The sequence below is a fragment of the Bacillus sp. FSL L8-0152 genome, from assembly GCF_038006365.1.
Classification (GTDB): domain Bacteria; phylum Bacillota; class Bacilli; order Bacillales; family Bacillaceae_G; genus Bacillus_A; species Bacillus_A cereus.
The window spans coordinates 3,487,274-3,502,563 of sequence record NZ_JBBOVB010000001.1 but is presented as its reverse complement, the minus strand read 5'-3'; the positions used below and the strand labels follow the sequence as shown (position 1 = coordinate 3,502,563).

The window sequence follows — 15,290 nt, the reverse complement described above, 5'->3', positions numbered from 1 at the left end:
TTAAATAAGTCACTTGTTTTTAAATTGAATCAAAAATAAAAAACAGTAAAAATAAAACGCTTAATAATAATTATTTATTGAAAAACAATAAATAAAATGATATTATCAAATTGAAAATTAGTAAGAGAGGTGCTTTTTATAAAATGTAAAACGAATGTTATGTATTAAAAAGAAATTGATGTAAATTAGAGAAATTATATATATTAATAACGAAATAAGAAAAGGGAGTTAGAGCATGATTAATAAAACAGTAAAGAAAGTTATCTTGATTGCAGGTGGTTTGTATATTACATATTTAGTAGGTGTAGTTATTTTAGCGGAATCTATACCGTATCCTACATCTCAACAACTTAAAGAAGCCGAAAGAGTAGTTGAACGCTATGTAGGTGAAAATAATGGAGTAAAAATGATAAATACATCTAGCAGCTTCACGGCTGAGATGTTCAATCATACAATTCATATTGAAGGAAATTCAAAAGAAAATCCGGAACAATTATATCGAATGAATTTAGATCAAGTTTCTAATGAAAGTGAAAAAATAACCGAAAAATCGATAAATACAGTTTGTAAATCAAATGATGGAGGAAAGAATTTTACGTGTGCTGATACTGAATAGCTAAAAGTAGGATCCGTAGCAGCATAGTAACAGTTGATAACCATTACTCTAGTTAAATAGGAAAAAGCCTCGCAGGGGGGCGAGGCTTTAAACAGGGTATTAAAAATTATCGATTCATTAAGAATAACTTCTTTTGAATAAGCTAATTTTAGCATGATAACTCATCTATATGTGTTACGAATTTATGCACAAAAAATCAATGATAAAAATACAGAAAAGACAATAATTTATTTGGAATCTGTATCATTACATAAAGTTTGAGTGAAAAAGAAAGTATACTTTTGTATTGAGGAATAAAGATATAGTCTGCCTACGGAAATAGGCAGGCTATTTTTTTATAAAGAAAAGACAACTTGAGGTAGAGTCCGTGTTAAGAAATAAGATCGTTCAAAAGATAAAGATATTGTATTGAAACACGTCATTATTCGTGGAATAAGTTATATTTTTGATAAAAAATCTTTAAAAAGCATTATAATCCCTAGAAGAGATAAGACTTCAATTGAAAACCAAAATACACTTTTTTGAGGTTTTTTAAACTCCATTAGTATGGAGAAAAATAAAAAGATAGCAATGAGAAATATAATTAAGAGACGAAGTATATCAAACATAAATAGCACTCCTAATAGTTAATTTGTTTTACTATATAGTTATTTCCAATATTACAGAATGTAAGAAGCGACTTATCAATATTAAAGCAAAAAGTTCTCAGAAGCTATGAATTAAAAATAAAAATTTTTTTGAATCACTGAGCACAGGGGGATTATCTATTAATTAGCTTGGTGATTGAAAGAGTAATTTTTTAATCTCTTAAATGTCCGATTGGTTTAACTAAATAATCAGCGGGGAATGAACAAACCACCTACTGATTAGAATTTCACTTTATTTGTTTTCTTTTTTATCTAAATCCTTAGAATTGATATTTAGTAGTGATTTATAAGAAACATATATTTTGAATTATTTAATAGAATAATATATATTTATATTGATTTAGTGATTTTAGTTTGTTAAAAATGGGGAAATCGATATGAAAGTTAAATTTGCCGTAATAAAAGATGAGAATTTTGATTGTAGTATATTGGAAACAAAATTATTGAAAACTTTTAAAGAAGTAGATTGTGAAGCAGATATTGTAAAGGTTGAGGATGAAATTTTTGAAAACAATGATATACAAACGCATTTATCAGAAATAACCATTCATGTTACTGGAAAAAATATTGGATATAGATCCGTTTCAGCCAGTATATTTATTGTTCTAGAGAGTTTATCAATACAGCTATTTCGTATTCATATTAGTATACTTTAAGCAGTTCAAAAAGTGGATTCTTCAGAAAATCATACTGATTATATTGAGTTGTAAATATGAAAACAATAGAAATTATCGTAGGTGCTCCCGAATGTTGGATTGCACCTTGTTTGTTGTTAAATAAACAAGGGATTCCTTTTTAAATTTTGATCTATCTTAACGCTAATTTATAAATAGAAGAATGGAAACATGTGAGTAATTCAATTAGATTGTACAAATAATTTGGTACGCGGATATACGCAATGTATTCACAGGTAAGAGGGTTGTCTCATAATATATATAGATTTTTCTATTAAGATGAACAGAGGGTGTGAATATATGGAAGATGTTTACGCTAAAATTGACAGTCTCAAGGCGGAGCAAAAAGAAATGATGAGAGACATTCGAAATTTAGAAACGCGTACTACTATTAATGAGAAAGACATAGCAACAATCAATAAGCAATTAGAAAAAATAAGTACAAACACTACTTGGATTTTGCGAATTATTATTAGCGCGATAATAATGTCAGTTTTAGGATTGATATTAAAAGGGATGATTTAAAAGAAAGAGGGGAGCTCCCTCTTTCTTTTATGTAAATGAGAAACTATAAATTTTCCGTTTCCTTTTCGTCTGCATACTTATCCTCTAAGGAAATTAATAGAGGGATTGATATAGTTACAAGAATGATTAAAGTGGTGATAAAAGATTTAGAAAGAGAAAAAGAACCTTGAATTAAAGGTGATAAAAACTTGAATGAAAGTATACTTGTTATGAAGGAAATTACTAAAAAGCTCAAAAGAGATATATTTTTATTCTTTATAGATGTCTCTATAAAGTCTTTAACACAGGTTATTACGACAAATATAGTTAATATGATAAGAGAAACAAAATAATGTGTTAAATTCGTCATATTAATAGTAGGATCGTCTATTATGTAAGCAAGTAACTTAGATACTAATATTCCTCCAAACAATAAAATAATAAAAGAAAGTAATCCTTCCAATATATAAGTGCTGAAATTGTCTTTCTTGTTAAAGAGTTTATAGTTTAGAGTAGATTGGGTTATTTGAATTAGGAATAGGGTAATAATCCATACATAATATACAAATGGTAATTCTCCTGAGAATAGAGAAATTAGAAAGTTTACTACTGTCCTTAAAATTTCAATCATTACGAAAGTCCTCCTACTTGTTCAGCTTTATGACATTAGTAATATATGAGTATATCATTTTATAATTAGGTTTATAGATTCAAACTATTTCTAATTATTCCATAATAAGGTGGTTATATCAAGTAGTTATCTTCTATGGCGTGTATTAGTTGTTCACTAATATAAAAAGAACATTTGAACGTTAATACTAGAAAAATAAAAGTAATATGTAATATAATTGAAAAAGTATATTTAAAAATCGATGTTAATATTACCCTCCTATAAGTATTAACATACGTAATTGAGGTGTTTTCTTTGTTGTTTTATGACCGGATTTCTATAATGGCCCCTCCTGTTCCGTAGCTAAGGAAAGTCTTTTTATTTCTGGGATTTTCAAAGTTATAGGAGGGTATGAAAAATGAAAAAAGTCTCAGTACCATCACTTTTGTTAATGATTGTTCTTGTCGCATTTCCGCAAATTAGTGAAACGATTTACACACCGTCTTTACCTGATATTTCAAAGGCGTTACATGTAAGTAATAATGAGGTGCAGTTAACGCTTAGTGTGTATTTTGCTGGATTTGCTTTAGGTGTATTTTTTATTGGATGGCTATCAGATATAATTGGCCGTCGCCCAGCAATGTTATTTGGAATTGTAATATATGGCGCTGGGAGTTTCTTATGCTATATTGCAAATTCCATTGAATTTTTATTGGTAAGTCGTTTTATTCAAGCGTTTGGAGCAAGTGCAGGATCAGTTGTGACGCAAACGATTCTTCGTGAAAGTGTAGAAGGGCATAAGAGGCATGTTATGTTTGCTCAAATCTCGGCAGTCATTGCTTTTACACCAGCGATAGGACCGTTAATTGGTGGCTTTCTTGATCAAATGTTTGGATTTAAAATAGTATTTTTAAGTTTAGTAGTTATGAGTATCGGTATTTTTCTGTATACGTTTGTTTCTCTTCCTGAAACAAAAACGGGCTCAGTAACGAATAAAATAAATGTGTTTTCAGTCTTGAAGAGGCTAATTACAAATCCGAAAGTAGTAACATATGGGCTATTAATTGGAGGAGCAAATGGTGTTTTATTTAGCTATTATGCAGAAGCGCCGTTTATCTTTATTGAATACTTTCAATTATCGCCTAGTATGTATGGATTTCTAGGAATTGTTGTAGCGTCTGCTTCTATTGTTGGAGCGAAAGTTTCGAAACGTTTACTTGCTACTTATAAACCAGAGAAAATTATATATATCGGTTGTCTCGTAATGACAGGAGGAGCTATCCTTTTATCTGTTATTACGTTTGTTGGATCAAATCCAAACATAATATATATGATTGGATTTTTAGTAGCGATGTTTATATTGCTATTAGGAATTGGAGTAGCGTTGCCTAACTGTTTAAGTTTAGCATTAGTAGATTTTCAAGATGTTATTGGTACAGCAGGTGCATTGTTTAGCTTAGGGTACTATGTAATTGTAACGATGACAATTTGGGGAATGAGTCAACTGCATACGGGCTCGTTACTAGTGATGCCACTTTATTTTCTAGTTATTGTAGTTATAATGGCAGTGTTTACTAGGGTGTTTATCTTTGGTAAGCAAACTTTGAAATCGGTTTAAATATGAAATCGTAAAAGAGTCTCATTTTTAAATGAGGCTCTTTTATATTTTGGCTGGGGTAAAGAAGTTAGTAGTTTATTAATATATTAAATTTCTCATTGGTATATAAATCGAATGTGTGGGAAATTACGTTATCAACTATAAAGGTTGAAGTATTTGACATATGAAACCGAGAAAGAAATGCTCTCCTCTGTTATTTATATTGTAATAATATACATGCCGGAATCATATTGAATAGATGTATTTTATTGTTAATTTAGTTAAAAATTAATCAGACTTATGTATAATAATTTATTGAAAAAATAATTGAATTTTTCAGATTAATGAATTAATATAAGGTAAGTAATTTTAAGATTTATAGAATATTGGAAGATGAAAGGTTTTGAGAATTTTATTAGGAGCACAAAACGATTTTAGGATAGCTTTAAAGCTAGTGTAAAATGACGTTTGCTTCATCATTTTCAGGGCCGAAAGGAATTAGGGGAAAGCATCTTGTGTTAAAATGCGGTTATGAATCATCTAAGAGGGGGAAGTGAAGTGGCAAACAAAGAATTGAAAAGAGGTTTAGAAGCACGTCATATTCAAATGATTGCTTTAGGCGGAACGATTGGTGTTGGTTTGTTTATGGGGTCAGCCAGCACAATTAAATGGACAGGTCCGTCAGTAATGCTTGCTTATGCAATTGCAGGTATTTTCATCTTCTTCATCATGCGTGCCATGGGAGAAATGTTGTATATGGAGCCAAGTACAGGCTCATTTGCGACATTCGGTCATAAGTATATTCATCCACTAGCTGGTTATATGACAGCGTGGAGTAACTGGTTCCAGTGGGTTATCGTTGGGATGTCAGAAATTATCGCGGTTGGAGCGTATATGCAATATTGGTTCCCGGATTTACCAGCTTGGATACCAGGCATAATTGCAATGGTTATTCTTGGTGCAGCTAACTTAATTTCTGTTAAGTCATTTGGTGAATTTGAATTTTGGTTTGCGATGATTAAAATCGTTACGATTCTATTAATGATTATTGCAGGATTTGGCCTTATTTTCTTCGGAATTGGTAACGGCGGAGAAGCGATTGGCATATCTAATCTTTGGTCAAATGGCGGTTTCTTTACAGGTGGTTTTTCAGGATTCTTCTTTGCATTATCACTTGTAGTTGGAGCGTATCAAGGTGTGGAATTAATCGGTATTACTGCTGGTGAAGCGAAGGATCCGAAGAAGACACTTACAAGAGCGATTCAAAGTACAATTTGGCGTATTTTAATTTTCTACATCGGTGCTATTTTCGTTATTGTAACTGTGTATCCGTGGGATCAATTAAGTACAATTGGTAGCCCGTTCGTAGCAACTTTTGCGAAGGTTGGTATTACGGCTGCTGCGGGATTAATTAACTTTGTTGTTATCACAGCAGCAATGTCTGGTTGTAATAGTGGTATTTATAGTGCTGGTCGTATGCTGTATACGTTAGGTGTAAATGGACAAGCGCCGAAATATTTCACGAAACTTTCTGGAAATGGTGTACCTTTATTCGGAACAGTTGGCGTAATTATCGGTTTAGCGGTTGGTGTTGTTTTAAGTTACATCGCACCGAAAAACTTATTCGTATATGTATATAGTGCGAGTGTACTTCCTGGTATGGTACCATGGTTTGTTATTTTAATTAGTCAAATTAATTTTAGAAAAGAAAAGGGAGCAGAGATGAAAGATCATCCGTTCAAAATGCCGTTTGCTCCTGTTACAAACTATTTAACAATTGCCTTTTTAATTATGGTATTAATCGGAATGTGGTTTAACGATGATACGCGCATTTCATTAGTTGTAGGTATTATTTTCTTAGCTATCGTTACAATTAGTTTCTATGCTTTTGGAATAGGAAAGCGAGCTCCGTTAGACGTTCAAAATAATAAAGAGATTTCAAGTAAATAAAGAAAAGGCTGTTCATCTGGAACAGCCTTTTCATATTGTTGCTATTTGTCGATAAATCGATATAATTTGATTTGTGATAGATATATTTGAAAAATCGTTGATATATTGTACGTTATGATAGATATATTCGAAAAATCGTTAATATAATTTCACATACTATCTGTCACTATCATGATTAAAATTTCTCTAATACGATTTTCCCAATGGTGTGCCCGCTTTCAAGTAGTGCATGTGCTTTCTTTAAGTTTTCAGCGTTAATCGGTGTTAATGTTTCATTTAAGGTAGTCTTTAAAATGCCTTCATCTAGTAGTTCGCTTACTTTATTTAATAGTTCGTGCTGCGTAATCATATCGCCAGTTTCATACATCGCTTTTGTAAACATAAACTCCCAAACGAGTGTAGCACTTTTACTTTTTAAAATACTCATTTCAAGAGGGTGTTCATTTTCTACGATAGAGCAAATTTTGCCTTGTGGTTTAATGAGGTCACATATTGCTTGCCAATGTTGATCTGTATTGTTTAAGCAGAAAATATAATCTACATCGCTGAATCCAAGGCTTTGTAATTGCTCTTTTAAAGGGGTATGATGGTCAATTGTATGGTCAGCTCCAAGCTTTTTAACCCAGTCTATCGTTTCGCCGCGGGAAGCAGTTGCGATTACATTTAGTCCAGCCCATTTTGCAAGTTGAATTGCGATTGAACCGACACCACCAGCTCCGCCGATAATTAAAATGTTTTTAAATGAATTCGTATCTTTTTTAGTATGATCAATGCCTAAACGCTCGAATAAACCTTCCCATGCTGTAATCGCTGTTAAAGGAATTGCGGCAGATTCAGCATCATTTAACGTTTTTGGTTTCTTACCGACAATTCTTTCATCAACTAAATGATATTCACTATATGTACCTTGTCTCGTAATGCTTCCAGCGTAAAATACTTCGTCGCCTTCTTTAAATAATGTACAACCTTCGCCGGTTTGTACAACAACACCACTAGCATCCCAGCCAAGTATTTTCGCTACATCTTCTTTTTTCTCTTTTGGAGATCGAACTTTTGTATCAACTGGATTAACGGAAATAGCGTTAATTTTTACGAGTATATCTCTTCCTGTGGCAACAGGTTTTTCAATTTCCAGATCAATTAAACTGTTTTCTTCTTCAATAGGTAAGTATTCATGTAAACCAATTGCTTTCATTTGTAATCCCTCCATTAAAGTAAGAATCCTTTATTTCTATATTATAGTTGGTGGAATACTGCTATGTAAAAAAATACCCTCTTTTTTATGCAAGCTGTACTGATAGTCTAGAAGGAGTTTATTTCTAAAAAGAAGAATTTTTTAATGTATTACTTTATCCAAAACTAAATGTAAAGGTGGATACATAATGACAGTAAAGAAACTTTATTTCATCCCAGCAGGTCGTTGCATGTTGGATCATTCGTCTGTTAACAGTACGTTAACACCGGGGAAACTATTAAACTTGCCGGTTTGGTGTTATCTTTTGGAGACGGAAGAAGGTCCTATTTTAGTAGACACAGGTATGCCAGAAAGTGCAGTTAATAATGAAGGGCTTTTTAACGGTACATTTGTTGAAGGACAGATTTTACCGAAAATGACTGAAGAAGATAGAATCGTGAATATATTAAAGCGTGTAGGGTATGAGCCGGACGACCTTTTATATATTATTAGTTCTCACTTACATTTTGATCATGCAGGAGGAAACGGTGCTTTTACAAATACACCGATTATTGTACAACGAACGGAATATGAGGCAGCACTTCATAGAGAAGAATATATGGACGAATGTATATTACTGCATTTGAACTACAAAATTATTGAAGGGGATTATGAAGTGGTACCCGGTGTTCAATTATTGTATACGCCAGGTCATTCTCCAGGCCATCAGTCGCTATTAATTGAGACAGAAAAATCCGGTCCTGTATTATTAACGATTGATGCATCTTATACGAAAGAAAATTTTGAAGATGAAGTGCCGTTCGCGGGATTTGATTCGGAATTAGCTTTATCTTCAATTAAACGTTTAAAAGAAGTTGTTATGAAAGAGAAGCCAATTATTTTCTTTGGTCATGATATAGAACAGGAAAAGGGATGTAAAGTGTTCCCTGAATATATATAATGCAAAAAGTCATGAGCTTACGTGCTCATGACTTTTTCGTTTAAATAATTTTTTTGAATAAGTTATAAACCTTTTTTGAGCTATCTTCATTTAATTGATAGTACGTAAGGTTTACATCATCAGGAGTATCTTGCTGAGCAATCATCACTTCGCTGCTGTGATGATCAACTACCCATATGAAATATTTTTTATAAGTTCCATCCTCGAAAGTAATCCACATATCACAATCTATTAAGTCTGATCCTTCTTCATCTAATGTTAATTTACCTTTTTTTGCGGTATTCATACTGTTAATAAACGTTTTTAATTCATCTGTTTTTGTGAGAAAGATATCCTGTTTTGTTTTAATTGATTCTACATGTATATCTTTTATTTCCTGTTTTCCTAAAAAAACAGGGGGCTCATTTGGATCTCGCGAGCTTGAAATAATAGTAGCTTTCTTTTTCGGTTTATTTGCAGTATAGAGATCTTGAATAGATTTTCCCGAGTTTATAAACCATGCAATTCCAGAAATAATTAATACGCTACCTAGCAATAAAATAATTTTTTTAATAGGATTTTCTCCTCTCTATTACTTCGTGTGAAGAGCTTTTCTATTAATATATGATAGGTAAGCGTAAAGTATTATAGTTGAACTTGGTTATGCTTCACAGTTTTTATCGGGCGATCTATGAGTAAATTGTAAGTGAGCCCAATTAATACGAAAATGCCACCGATAACTTTACCAATTGAGAGTTCATTTGTCAGGAAGAAATCAATAATAGTCCCCGCAAATAATTGTCCGATAAAGATGAGTAATGTTAAATAAAAGGCTGATATTTTAGGAGTAATATAGTTGGATAATGAAATAACGATAACGCCTACTAATCCACCTAAGTATACGGCGATAGGAATAGATTGCAACTTATGAATAGGGATATACAATGAATCTGAACTGAAAATTAAAAATAACATAGAGAAAAATAATCCAGTAATATAATTGAAAAACGTGCCTTCCCAGTTTCCAATTTCCTTTGCTAAATTCGCGTTAATAATTCTAGCAACAACGATAGAAACACCAGCTAAAATAGCGATCGTAATATATAACATTTTCTTGCCCCCATTAATAAATTGTCATGATTATAATTCCAGAAGAGATGAAACATAATCCAATTAGTTTTTTCTTTTCAAACTTTGCAACTTTCATTCCTAATAAGCCGAAATGATCAATAATAATGGAAGCAATGGATTGGCCGAGTAAACTTAATGCGATCGTAATAGAGGCACCAAGGACGGAGAAACTTATATTGTTAAAAAGAACAGTGAATACTCCAATCGCTCCAGCGCTATATAAAAAAAGCGGAATACTTTTATCGAAATGAATTTTATGTTTGTTTAAGATTAAAATGAAAATAACTGCAATTAAACCGACAAGGTGAATGACAACGCTTGCTGTGTACTTGCCAATTAACTCAGATAAAATCCCATTCAATGGAAGCATAACGGCGATGAGCACACCAATAAAGACAGAAAGAAAGTTATACAATGTAATATCCCCTTTGTATTTCATATTTGTAATGACTGTATCATGCTGAAATTGTGTATTGTTATGACATATGTCATAGTGGAAGAAGAAAATTTTGATTACAATGGGGATGAGTTGTAAAGGTGGGGAACTATGAAGAAAGTATGTAATTCTATTAAATTAGCAGAGTATATGAAGAAAAATAATATTGATTCATTTTTTAGTCATGATATGAAGCCATATATGGAACTTATATTTTTTAAAAAGAATGAGTTTATTTGTAGAGAAAATGAAGAGATAGATTATTTATATTTCTTTGTTGAAGGAAAAGCGAAAGCGTTTAACACATTAAGTAACGGGAAATCCGTATTACTGTGTTTTTATGATAGTTTGCAGTTACTTGGAGATGTGGAGTTAATTCATTCCCAAAGGATTACTTCAAATGTACAAGTAATGGCAGATTCATATTGTGTTGGTTTACCATTAGGAAAAGTGAGAAATCAGCTATTTCATGATGCGAAATTTTTAAGATGTATTTGTGGATCGTTAGCACATAAGTTAAATCGACTTTCAAAAAATAGTACAATTAATTTATTGTATCCGCTTGAAAATAGACTTGCGAGTTACATGTTAGCAGCAGGGGAACGAGCAGTTCAGCATGAAAATAGAATTGTATTTAGTGGGAATTTAACGGAAATAGCGGAATTGTTAGGAACGAGCTATCGGCATTTGTTGCGAACATTAAATATTTTTTGTGATAAAGAGATAATAAAGAAGAACGATGGATGCTATGAAGTAGTAAACGTGGATGTTTTGAGAGAATTGGCAGCAGATGTTTATAAATAGGAGGAGAGTATAAATGATAACACCTATATTTAGAATTTTTGATATTGAAAAAGCAAAACTATTTTACTTAGGTTTTTTAGGATTTAAACTGGATTGGGAACATCGGTATGAGGAAAATATGCCATTATATTTGCAAATTTCGTTACAGGATGCTGTGATACATTTATCAGAACATCATGGTGATGCCTCACCAGGTGGTGCGATTCGGATTAAAATAGATGATGTAAAGGATTATCATTCTGTATTATTAAGTAAAGAATATGCTTATTCGAAGCCGAATATAGAAAAAACACCTTGGGGTACAATTGAATTAACTGTAATTGATCCGTTTTCAAATAGAATTACACTATACGAGGAAAAATTGTAGAAATGGAATGAAGAGTAGTTCATAGAGCAGTGAACTGCTCTTTTTTATTTTGAGTAGATATTGAATTATATAAAAATAAAATGTTATGATTATGGAAACGTATGAATATATGAACAAGTATTCATACGTTTAAGAGAAGGAGGGATTAGAATGATAGACCTAATTATTATTGGAGCGGGTCAAGCTGGATTAACAATGGGATATTACTTGAAGCAAGAAGGGTATAATTTTTTATTACTTGAGGCAGGAAAACAAGTTGGTGATTCATGGAGAAATCGATATGATTCTTTGCAGCTTTTTACCCCAAGGTCTTACAGTAGCTTGCCGGGTATGGCGTTAATAGGTGAAAAAAATGAATTTCCATATAAAGATGAAATTGCAACTTATTTAGAAGAATATGCAAGACATTTTCAATTACCGGTACAATTACAAACGGAAGTTCTAAAAATAAAGAAAGAAAAAGAAATATTTGAATTACATACTCCTACAGAAGTTTTACAAACGAAAAAAGTTATTATCGCATCAGGTGCTTTTCAGCAACCGTTTATTCCCTCAGTTTCAGCAAATCTATCATCACATATTTTTCAAATACATTCATCACAATATAAATCACCATCACAAATTCCTAAGGGAAAAGTACTAGTAGTAGGTGGTGGGAATTCAGGAATGCAAATTGCAGTAGAACTGGCAAAGACTCATGAAGTTACGGTGTCTATTAGTCATCCTTTAACGTTTTTACCGTTACAACTTTTTGGAAAAAGTATTTTTAATCTGCTAGAAAAAGTGGGTTTATTGTACGCTGAAATAAATACAAAGAGGGGAAGATGGTTCCAGAAGAGAAAGGACCCTATTTTCGGTTTTGAAGGTAAGAAACTTATTCGTAATGGAGCAATCAAACTGCAAGAAAAAGTAGTAAGTGCATCAGGAAATAACATTATGTTTCAGAATGGTGATACTTATAGTGCAGAAAGCATTATATGGTCAACTGGTTTTGTTCAAAATTATAATTGGATTGAAATTGAACAGGCAGTGAATGAGAAAGGATTTCCTAATCATATAAAGGGAATCAGTCCAGTAAAAGGATTGTATTATATCGGTTTACCATGGCAATCTCAAAGGGGTTCCGCACTTATTTGTGGTGTAGGAAAGGATGCAGAGTATGTACTTTCTGAAATCAAAAAAATAGATCAGTAGCAATAACTACTGATCATCCATATGTACATGAATTAGGAGAGGTCAAACATTTATTAACTTTATTATAATAGATTTTTATAGAATTAAAAACTGAAAATTCAAATTTAATGTTGAGAAAGTTTTTTGTATCGAAATATATGAAAAAATAGGGATTTTTATTAAAACAGAAAAAGATATTTCTATTTTAGTAAATTATGATATAGTCTAAATAAGCGTGTTTTTCCATAAATGTAATTATTTTCATTGTAATTTTGTTTATATGAGGGAAGGAGAAGTAATTATGAAGTTTGATGATCAACGCTTACTAGGAGTCCGATTAGGTTCTGTACTTGTGACAGAGGAAAATCAATATTTAGTAATTAAGAAAAAAGATCATTATGCACTGTTAAATATACATAATTTAGAATGCACTCATGTTGAAGTGCAGTTAGAACATTTGGAAGAAATGTTGCGGGAAGATTTCCAAGAAAGTATAACGGAGATTATCGCACCAGAACATATAAAAATTGTTGCGAAAAATGTTATATAGATAAAGAAGCTGGAAGGAACAGCTTCTTTATCTTCATTATAAGGATAACGTTTTTACAACTTCACCAATGAAGTGTTTTCTTTTTTAGTTAGTTTGAAGTGAACTTTTGAAAAAATTTGTCTCGGTACATGTACATAACCCATGAGATTGTTATTAAAGAAATGATGATTTGTTTGTTTTTAATTGGTGCATTGAAAACAAGCCAACCAACTATATCAAATAACGAATGTAGCACGATTGAAAGAACTACAAATTGAAGTAACGTATTTAAAAATCTTTTCATAAAGTGTCCCCCTAAAATAATAGGTTTTATTAACAGTTTGATATAGTGATATTATACATTAAATGTGTATTGTGGTAAAATTTACATAAGTTAGTGGAATAAAGCAAATGAAAGTTAGTAAGGGGGAACATTCATGGAATTCTGGATGGTTATACTGATAGTAGCTGTTGGTTTCATTTATATCGCTGAAAAATTAACTACAATTGAAAAGAAAAATGATGCGCGTTTAAAGAGAATTGAAGATAGATTACAATTAATTACGAAAGAAATGGGAATTATAGAAAGAGAACCTGAAATTAATAAAGAACTACGCCAGCTTGTAGAAGAAGGCAAAAAAATTACAGCAGTTAAGAGAGTAAGAGAAGCTTTTGGTTTTTCCTTACTAGAAGCGAAGCAATATGTTGATAAATTATAAAAAAGATCATCCATTTGGGTGATTTTTTTTACTGCACCATGCGTGTATTTACATAAGCCGCGATTATAAAGTGTCCAATTAGAGTGATAGGAATAACGATTGTGACATTAGGCGTAGTGAAGACACTACCGATTGTCGCAATGACACCAGCAATTAAATTATAAAGACCTACTATTTTTGATAGTTTCACTTTATCAGGCACGCGGCGTTCGTTGAATCCTGATAAGAGCCAAGTGTACTGCTTTACTCCGATGAAATAAGCTAGTGCAAATGAAATGATTGCTACTATAAATAATGTTGGTGAAGCGAAGAGAGTCATTGCAAACACCTCCGTTAATGGGCTATAAATAAATTATAGTCCGAATGTTATAATTTAACAAAATATAATTTTGGTTTTAAGTGTAATAGAAAAATAGAAAAGAAAAGTATATTGATTTAAATGTATTTTATGGGAATGAGGAAGAGTTTGAGAATTATGGAATGAAAGATTAAGTTTTAAAGTGTACAAAATTTTGTACGCTTTTTTTGTTAATTACATAAAAGTATGCAAATGAAGATGGAACAAACATTTGAGATGAATTGTCTAATATAGGTAATAACTATTTGGCTTGAAAGAAAGGGTTGATGACATGAAAAAGAATACGTTGTTAAAAGTAGGATTATGTGTAGGTTTACTAGGAACAATTCAATTTGTTAGCACAATTTCTTCTGTACAAGCATCACAAAAGGTAGAGAAAACAGTAATAAAAAATGAGACGGGAACCATTTCAATATCTCAGTTAAACAAGAATGTATGGGTTCATACGGAGTTAGGTTCTTTTAATGGAGAAGCAGTTCCTTCGAACGGTCTAGTTCTTAATACTTCTAAAGGGTTAGTACTTGTGGATTCTTCTTGGGATGACAAATTAACGAAGGAACTAATAGAAATGGTAGAAAAGAAATTTCAGAAGCGCGTAACGGATGTCATTATTACACATGCGCACGCTGATCGAATTGGCGGAATAAAAACGTTGAAAGAAAGAGGCATTAAAGCGCATAGTACAGCATTAACCGCAGAACTAGCAAAGAACAGTGGATATGAAGAGCCGCTTGGAGATTTACAAACAATTACGAGTTTGAAGTTTGGCAATACAAAAGTAGAAACGTTCTATCCAGGGAAAGGACATACAGAAGATAATATTGTTGTTTGGTTGCCACAATATCAAATTTTAGCTGGAGGCTGTTTAGTAAAATCTGCGGAAGCTAAAGATTTAGGAAATGTTGCGGATGCGTATGTAAATGAATGGTCTACATCGATTGAGAATGTGCTGAAGCGATATGGAAATATAAATTCGGTAGTACCTGGTCATGGAGAAGTAGGAGACAAGAGATTACTTTTACATACATTGGATTTATTAAAATAAGAAATTGTAGAAATAC

General features: G+C 31.9%; 19 protein-coding genes and 1 pseudogene. 13 read left to right on the top strand and 7 right to left on the bottom strand.

The genetic code is table 11. From position 1 onward, the window contains the following. Positions 1-235: 235 nt before the first annotated feature. The 3 genes from MHH27_RS17580 to MHH27_RS17570 all read left to right on the top strand — a co-directional run bounded on the left by MHH27_RS17580 (position 236) and on the right by MHH27_RS17570 (position 2,462). Positions 236-616 carry a hypothetical protein gene (locus MHH27_RS17580; RefSeq protein WP_000608950.1) on the top strand — a complete coding sequence of 127 codons (381 nt, stop codon included), beginning with the start codon at positions 236-238 and terminating at the stop codon, positions 614-616. A gap of 1,024 nt (positions 617-1,640) precedes the next feature. Next, positions 1,641-1,919 (top strand): hypothetical protein, encoded by a 279-nt coding sequence (locus MHH27_RS17575; RefSeq protein ID WP_000865000.1) that lies wholly within the window; start codon positions 1,641-1,643, stop codon positions 1,917-1,919. 318 nt (positions 1,920-2,237) lie between these two features. After that, positions 2,238-2,462 (top strand): hemolysin XhlA family protein, encoded by a 225-nt coding sequence (locus tag MHH27_RS17570; RefSeq protein WP_000390469.1) that lies wholly within the window; start codon positions 2,238-2,240, stop codon positions 2,460-2,462. 43 nt (positions 2,463-2,505) lie between these two features. Here MHH27_RS17570 and MHH27_RS17565 read toward each other — a convergent pair whose 3' ends face one another. After that, the gene (locus MHH27_RS17565; protein WP_000570042.1) at positions 2,506-3,072 is read right to left on the bottom strand and encodes a DUF5823 family protein; all 567 of its coding nucleotides are present in this window, start codon (positions 3,070-3,072) and stop codon (positions 2,506-2,508) included. Between the two features lie 397 nt (positions 3,073-3,469). On the opposite strand from MHH27_RS17565, the gene MHH27_RS17560 reads away from it, so the two are divergent. Together MHH27_RS17560 and MHH27_RS17555 are read left to right on the top strand one after the other, a co-directional pair. After that, positions 3,470-4,669 (top strand): multidrug effflux MFS transporter, encoded by a 1,200-nt coding sequence (locus MHH27_RS17560; protein WP_000758007.1) that lies wholly within the window; start codon positions 3,470-3,472, stop codon positions 4,667-4,669. A gap of 537 nt (positions 4,670-5,206) precedes the next feature. After that, positions 5,207-6,598, top strand: coding sequence for an amino acid permease (locus tag MHH27_RS17555; RefSeq protein WP_001284404.1), 1,392 nt, complete (start codon positions 5,207-5,209; stop codon positions 6,596-6,598). Positions 6,599-6,773: 175 nt separating this feature from the next. Here MHH27_RS17555 and MHH27_RS17550 read toward each other — a convergent pair whose 3' ends face one another. Beyond that, a complete protein-coding gene (locus MHH27_RS17550) occupies positions 6,774-7,793 on the bottom strand; it encodes a zinc-binding alcohol dehydrogenase family protein (protein WP_000643758.1) in 1,020 nt (339 codons plus the stop codon). Between the two features lie 187 nt (positions 7,794-7,980). Here MHH27_RS17550 and aiiA point away from each other — a divergent pair, with 187 nt between their 5' ends. After that, the gene (gene aiiA, locus MHH27_RS17545; protein ID WP_097924161.1) at positions 7,981-8,733 is read left to right on the top strand and encodes a quorum-quenching N-acyl homoserine lactonase AiiA; all 753 of its coding nucleotides are present in this window, start codon (positions 7,981-7,983) and stop codon (positions 8,731-8,733) included. Positions 8,734-8,773: 40 nt separating this feature from the next. On the opposite strand, the gene MHH27_RS17540 is transcribed toward aiiA, so the two are convergent. The 3 genes from MHH27_RS17540 to MHH27_RS17530 form a co-directional block, all read right to left on the bottom strand. Continuing rightward, entirely contained in the window at positions 8,774-9,268 is a 495-nt protein-coding gene (locus MHH27_RS17540; RefSeq protein ID WP_000901701.1) for a hypothetical protein, read from the bottom strand. Positions 9,269-9,357: 89 nt separating this feature from the next. Continuing rightward, on the bottom strand, positions 9,358-9,822 hold the full coding sequence (locus tag MHH27_RS17535; protein ID WP_000965811.1) for a DMT family transporter: 465 nt from the start codon (positions 9,820-9,822) through the stop codon (positions 9,358-9,360). Between the two features lie 13 nt (positions 9,823-9,835). Continuing rightward, positions 9,836-10,282 (bottom strand): DMT family transporter, encoded by a 447-nt coding sequence (locus MHH27_RS17530; RefSeq protein ID WP_009326661.1) that lies wholly within the window; start codon positions 10,280-10,282, stop codon positions 9,836-9,838. A gap of 108 nt (positions 10,283-10,390) precedes the next feature. On the opposite strand from MHH27_RS17530, the gene yeiL reads away from it, so the two are divergent. The 4 genes from yeiL (at position 10,391) to MHH27_RS17510 (ending at position 13,173) form a co-directional block, all read left to right on the top strand. Beyond that, positions 10,391-11,083 carry a transcriptional regulator YeiL gene (gene yeiL / locus MHH27_RS17525; protein ID WP_000754830.1) on the top strand — a complete coding sequence of 231 codons (693 nt, stop codon included), beginning with the start codon at positions 10,391-10,393 and terminating at the stop codon, positions 11,081-11,083. A 13-nt stretch (positions 11,084-11,096) separates the two neighbouring features. Continuing rightward, the gene (locus MHH27_RS17520; RefSeq protein WP_000632403.1) at positions 11,097-11,450 is read left to right on the top strand and encodes a glyoxalase superfamily protein; all 354 of its coding nucleotides are present in this window, start codon (positions 11,097-11,099) and stop codon (positions 11,448-11,450) included. 150 nt (positions 11,451-11,600) lie between these two features. Continuing rightward, the gene (locus MHH27_RS17515; protein ID WP_090977502.1) at positions 11,601-12,644 is read left to right on the top strand and encodes a flavin-containing monooxygenase; all 1,044 of its coding nucleotides are present in this window, start codon (positions 11,601-11,603) and stop codon (positions 12,642-12,644) included. 280 nt (positions 12,645-12,924) lie between these two features. After that, positions 12,925-13,173, top strand: a complete 249-nt coding sequence (locus MHH27_RS17510; RefSeq protein WP_000666948.1) for a hypothetical protein — start codon at positions 12,925-12,927, stop codon at positions 13,171-13,173. A gap of 88 nt (positions 13,174-13,261) precedes the next feature. Here the strand turns inward: MHH27_RS17510 and MHH27_RS17505 are convergent, their stop codons facing one another. Then, on the bottom strand, positions 13,262-13,456 hold the full coding sequence (locus MHH27_RS17505; protein ID WP_000819665.1) for a hypothetical protein: 195 nt from the start codon (positions 13,454-13,456) through the stop codon (positions 13,262-13,264). Between the two features lie 133 nt (positions 13,457-13,589). On the opposite strand from MHH27_RS17505, the gene MHH27_RS17500 reads away from it, so the two are divergent. Further along, positions 13,590-13,871, top strand: a complete 282-nt coding sequence (locus MHH27_RS17500; RefSeq protein ID WP_000397724.1) for a hypothetical protein — start codon at positions 13,590-13,592, stop codon at positions 13,869-13,871. A 28-nt stretch (positions 13,872-13,899) separates the two neighbouring features. On the opposite strand, the gene MHH27_RS17495 is transcribed toward MHH27_RS17500, so the two are convergent. Beyond that, positions 13,900-14,190 carry a DUF3784 domain-containing protein gene (locus tag MHH27_RS17495; RefSeq protein WP_000171773.1) on the bottom strand — a complete coding sequence of 97 codons (291 nt, stop codon included), beginning with the start codon at positions 14,188-14,190 and terminating at the stop codon, positions 13,900-13,902. A gap of 92 nt (positions 14,191-14,282) precedes the next feature. Between MHH27_RS17495 and MHH27_RS17490 the strand changes: the two are divergent. Next, positions 14,283-14,363: pseudogene (locus tag MHH27_RS17490) on the top strand (GH25 family lysozyme); the annotation flags it as partial. A gap of 137 nt (positions 14,364-14,500) precedes the next feature. Beyond that, the gene (gene bla2 / locus MHH27_RS17485) at positions 14,501-15,274 is read left to right on the top strand and encodes a BcII family subclass B1 metallo-beta-lactamase (protein WP_340943521.1); all 774 of its coding nucleotides are present in this window, start codon (positions 14,501-14,503) and stop codon (positions 15,272-15,274) included. The last annotated feature ends 16 nt before the right edge of the window (positions 15,275-15,290 follow it).

Excerpts from the sequence above, each read along its gene's own strand:
- MHH27_RS17580 (WP_000608950.1), top strand. The coding sequence starts at position 236 with ATGATTAATAAAACAGTAAAGAAAGTTATCTTGATTGCAGGTGGTTTG.
- MHH27_RS17575 (WP_000865000.1), top strand. The coding sequence starts at position 1,641 with ATGAAAGTTAAATTTGCCGTAATAAAAGATGAGAATTTTGATTGTAGT.
- MHH27_RS17570 (WP_000390469.1), top strand. The coding sequence starts at position 2,238 with ATGGAAGATGTTTACGCTAAAATTGACAGTCTCAAGGCGGAGCAAAAA.
- MHH27_RS17565 (WP_000570042.1), bottom strand. The coding sequence starts at position 3,072 with ATGATTGAAATTTTAAGGACAGTAGTAAACTTTCTAATTTCTCTATTC.
- MHH27_RS17560 (WP_000758007.1), top strand. The coding sequence starts at position 3,470 with ATGAAAAAAGTCTCAGTACCATCACTTTTGTTAATGATTGTTCTTGTC.
- MHH27_RS17550 (WP_000643758.1), bottom strand. The coding sequence starts at position 7,793 with ATGAAAGCAATTGGTTTACATGAATACTTACCTATTGAAGAAGAAAAC.
- aiiA (WP_097924161.1), top strand. The coding sequence starts at position 7,981 with ATGACAGTAAAGAAACTTTATTTCATCCCAGCAGGTCGTTGCATGTTG.
- MHH27_RS17535 (WP_000965811.1), bottom strand. The coding sequence starts at position 9,822 with ATGTTATATATTACGATCGCTATTTTAGCTGGTGTTTCTATCGTTGTT.
- MHH27_RS17530 (WP_009326661.1), bottom strand. The coding sequence starts at position 10,282 with ATGAAATACAAAGGGGATATTACATTGTATAACTTTCTTTCTGTCTTT.
- yeiL (WP_000754830.1), top strand. The coding sequence starts at position 10,391 with ATGAAGAAAGTATGTAATTCTATTAAATTAGCAGAGTATATGAAGAAA.
- MHH27_RS17520 (WP_000632403.1), top strand. The coding sequence starts at position 11,097 with ATGATAACACCTATATTTAGAATTTTTGATATTGAAAAAGCAAAACTA.
- MHH27_RS17515 (WP_090977502.1), top strand. The coding sequence starts at position 11,601 with ATGATAGACCTAATTATTATTGGAGCGGGTCAAGCTGGATTAACAATG.
- MHH27_RS17510 (WP_000666948.1), top strand. The coding sequence starts at position 12,925 with ATGAAGTTTGATGATCAACGCTTACTAGGAGTCCGATTAGGTTCTGTA.
- MHH27_RS17505 (WP_000819665.1), bottom strand. The coding sequence starts at position 13,456 with ATGAAAAGATTTTTAAATACGTTACTTCAATTTGTAGTTCTTTCAATC.
- MHH27_RS17500 (WP_000397724.1), top strand. The coding sequence starts at position 13,590 with ATGGAATTCTGGATGGTTATACTGATAGTAGCTGTTGGTTTCATTTAT.
- MHH27_RS17495 (WP_000171773.1), bottom strand. The coding sequence starts at position 14,190 with ATGACTCTCTTCGCTTCACCAACATTATTTATAGTAGCAATCATTTCA.
- bla2 (WP_340943521.1), top strand. The coding sequence starts at position 14,501 with ATGAAAAAGAATACGTTGTTAAAAGTAGGATTATGTGTAGGTTTACTA.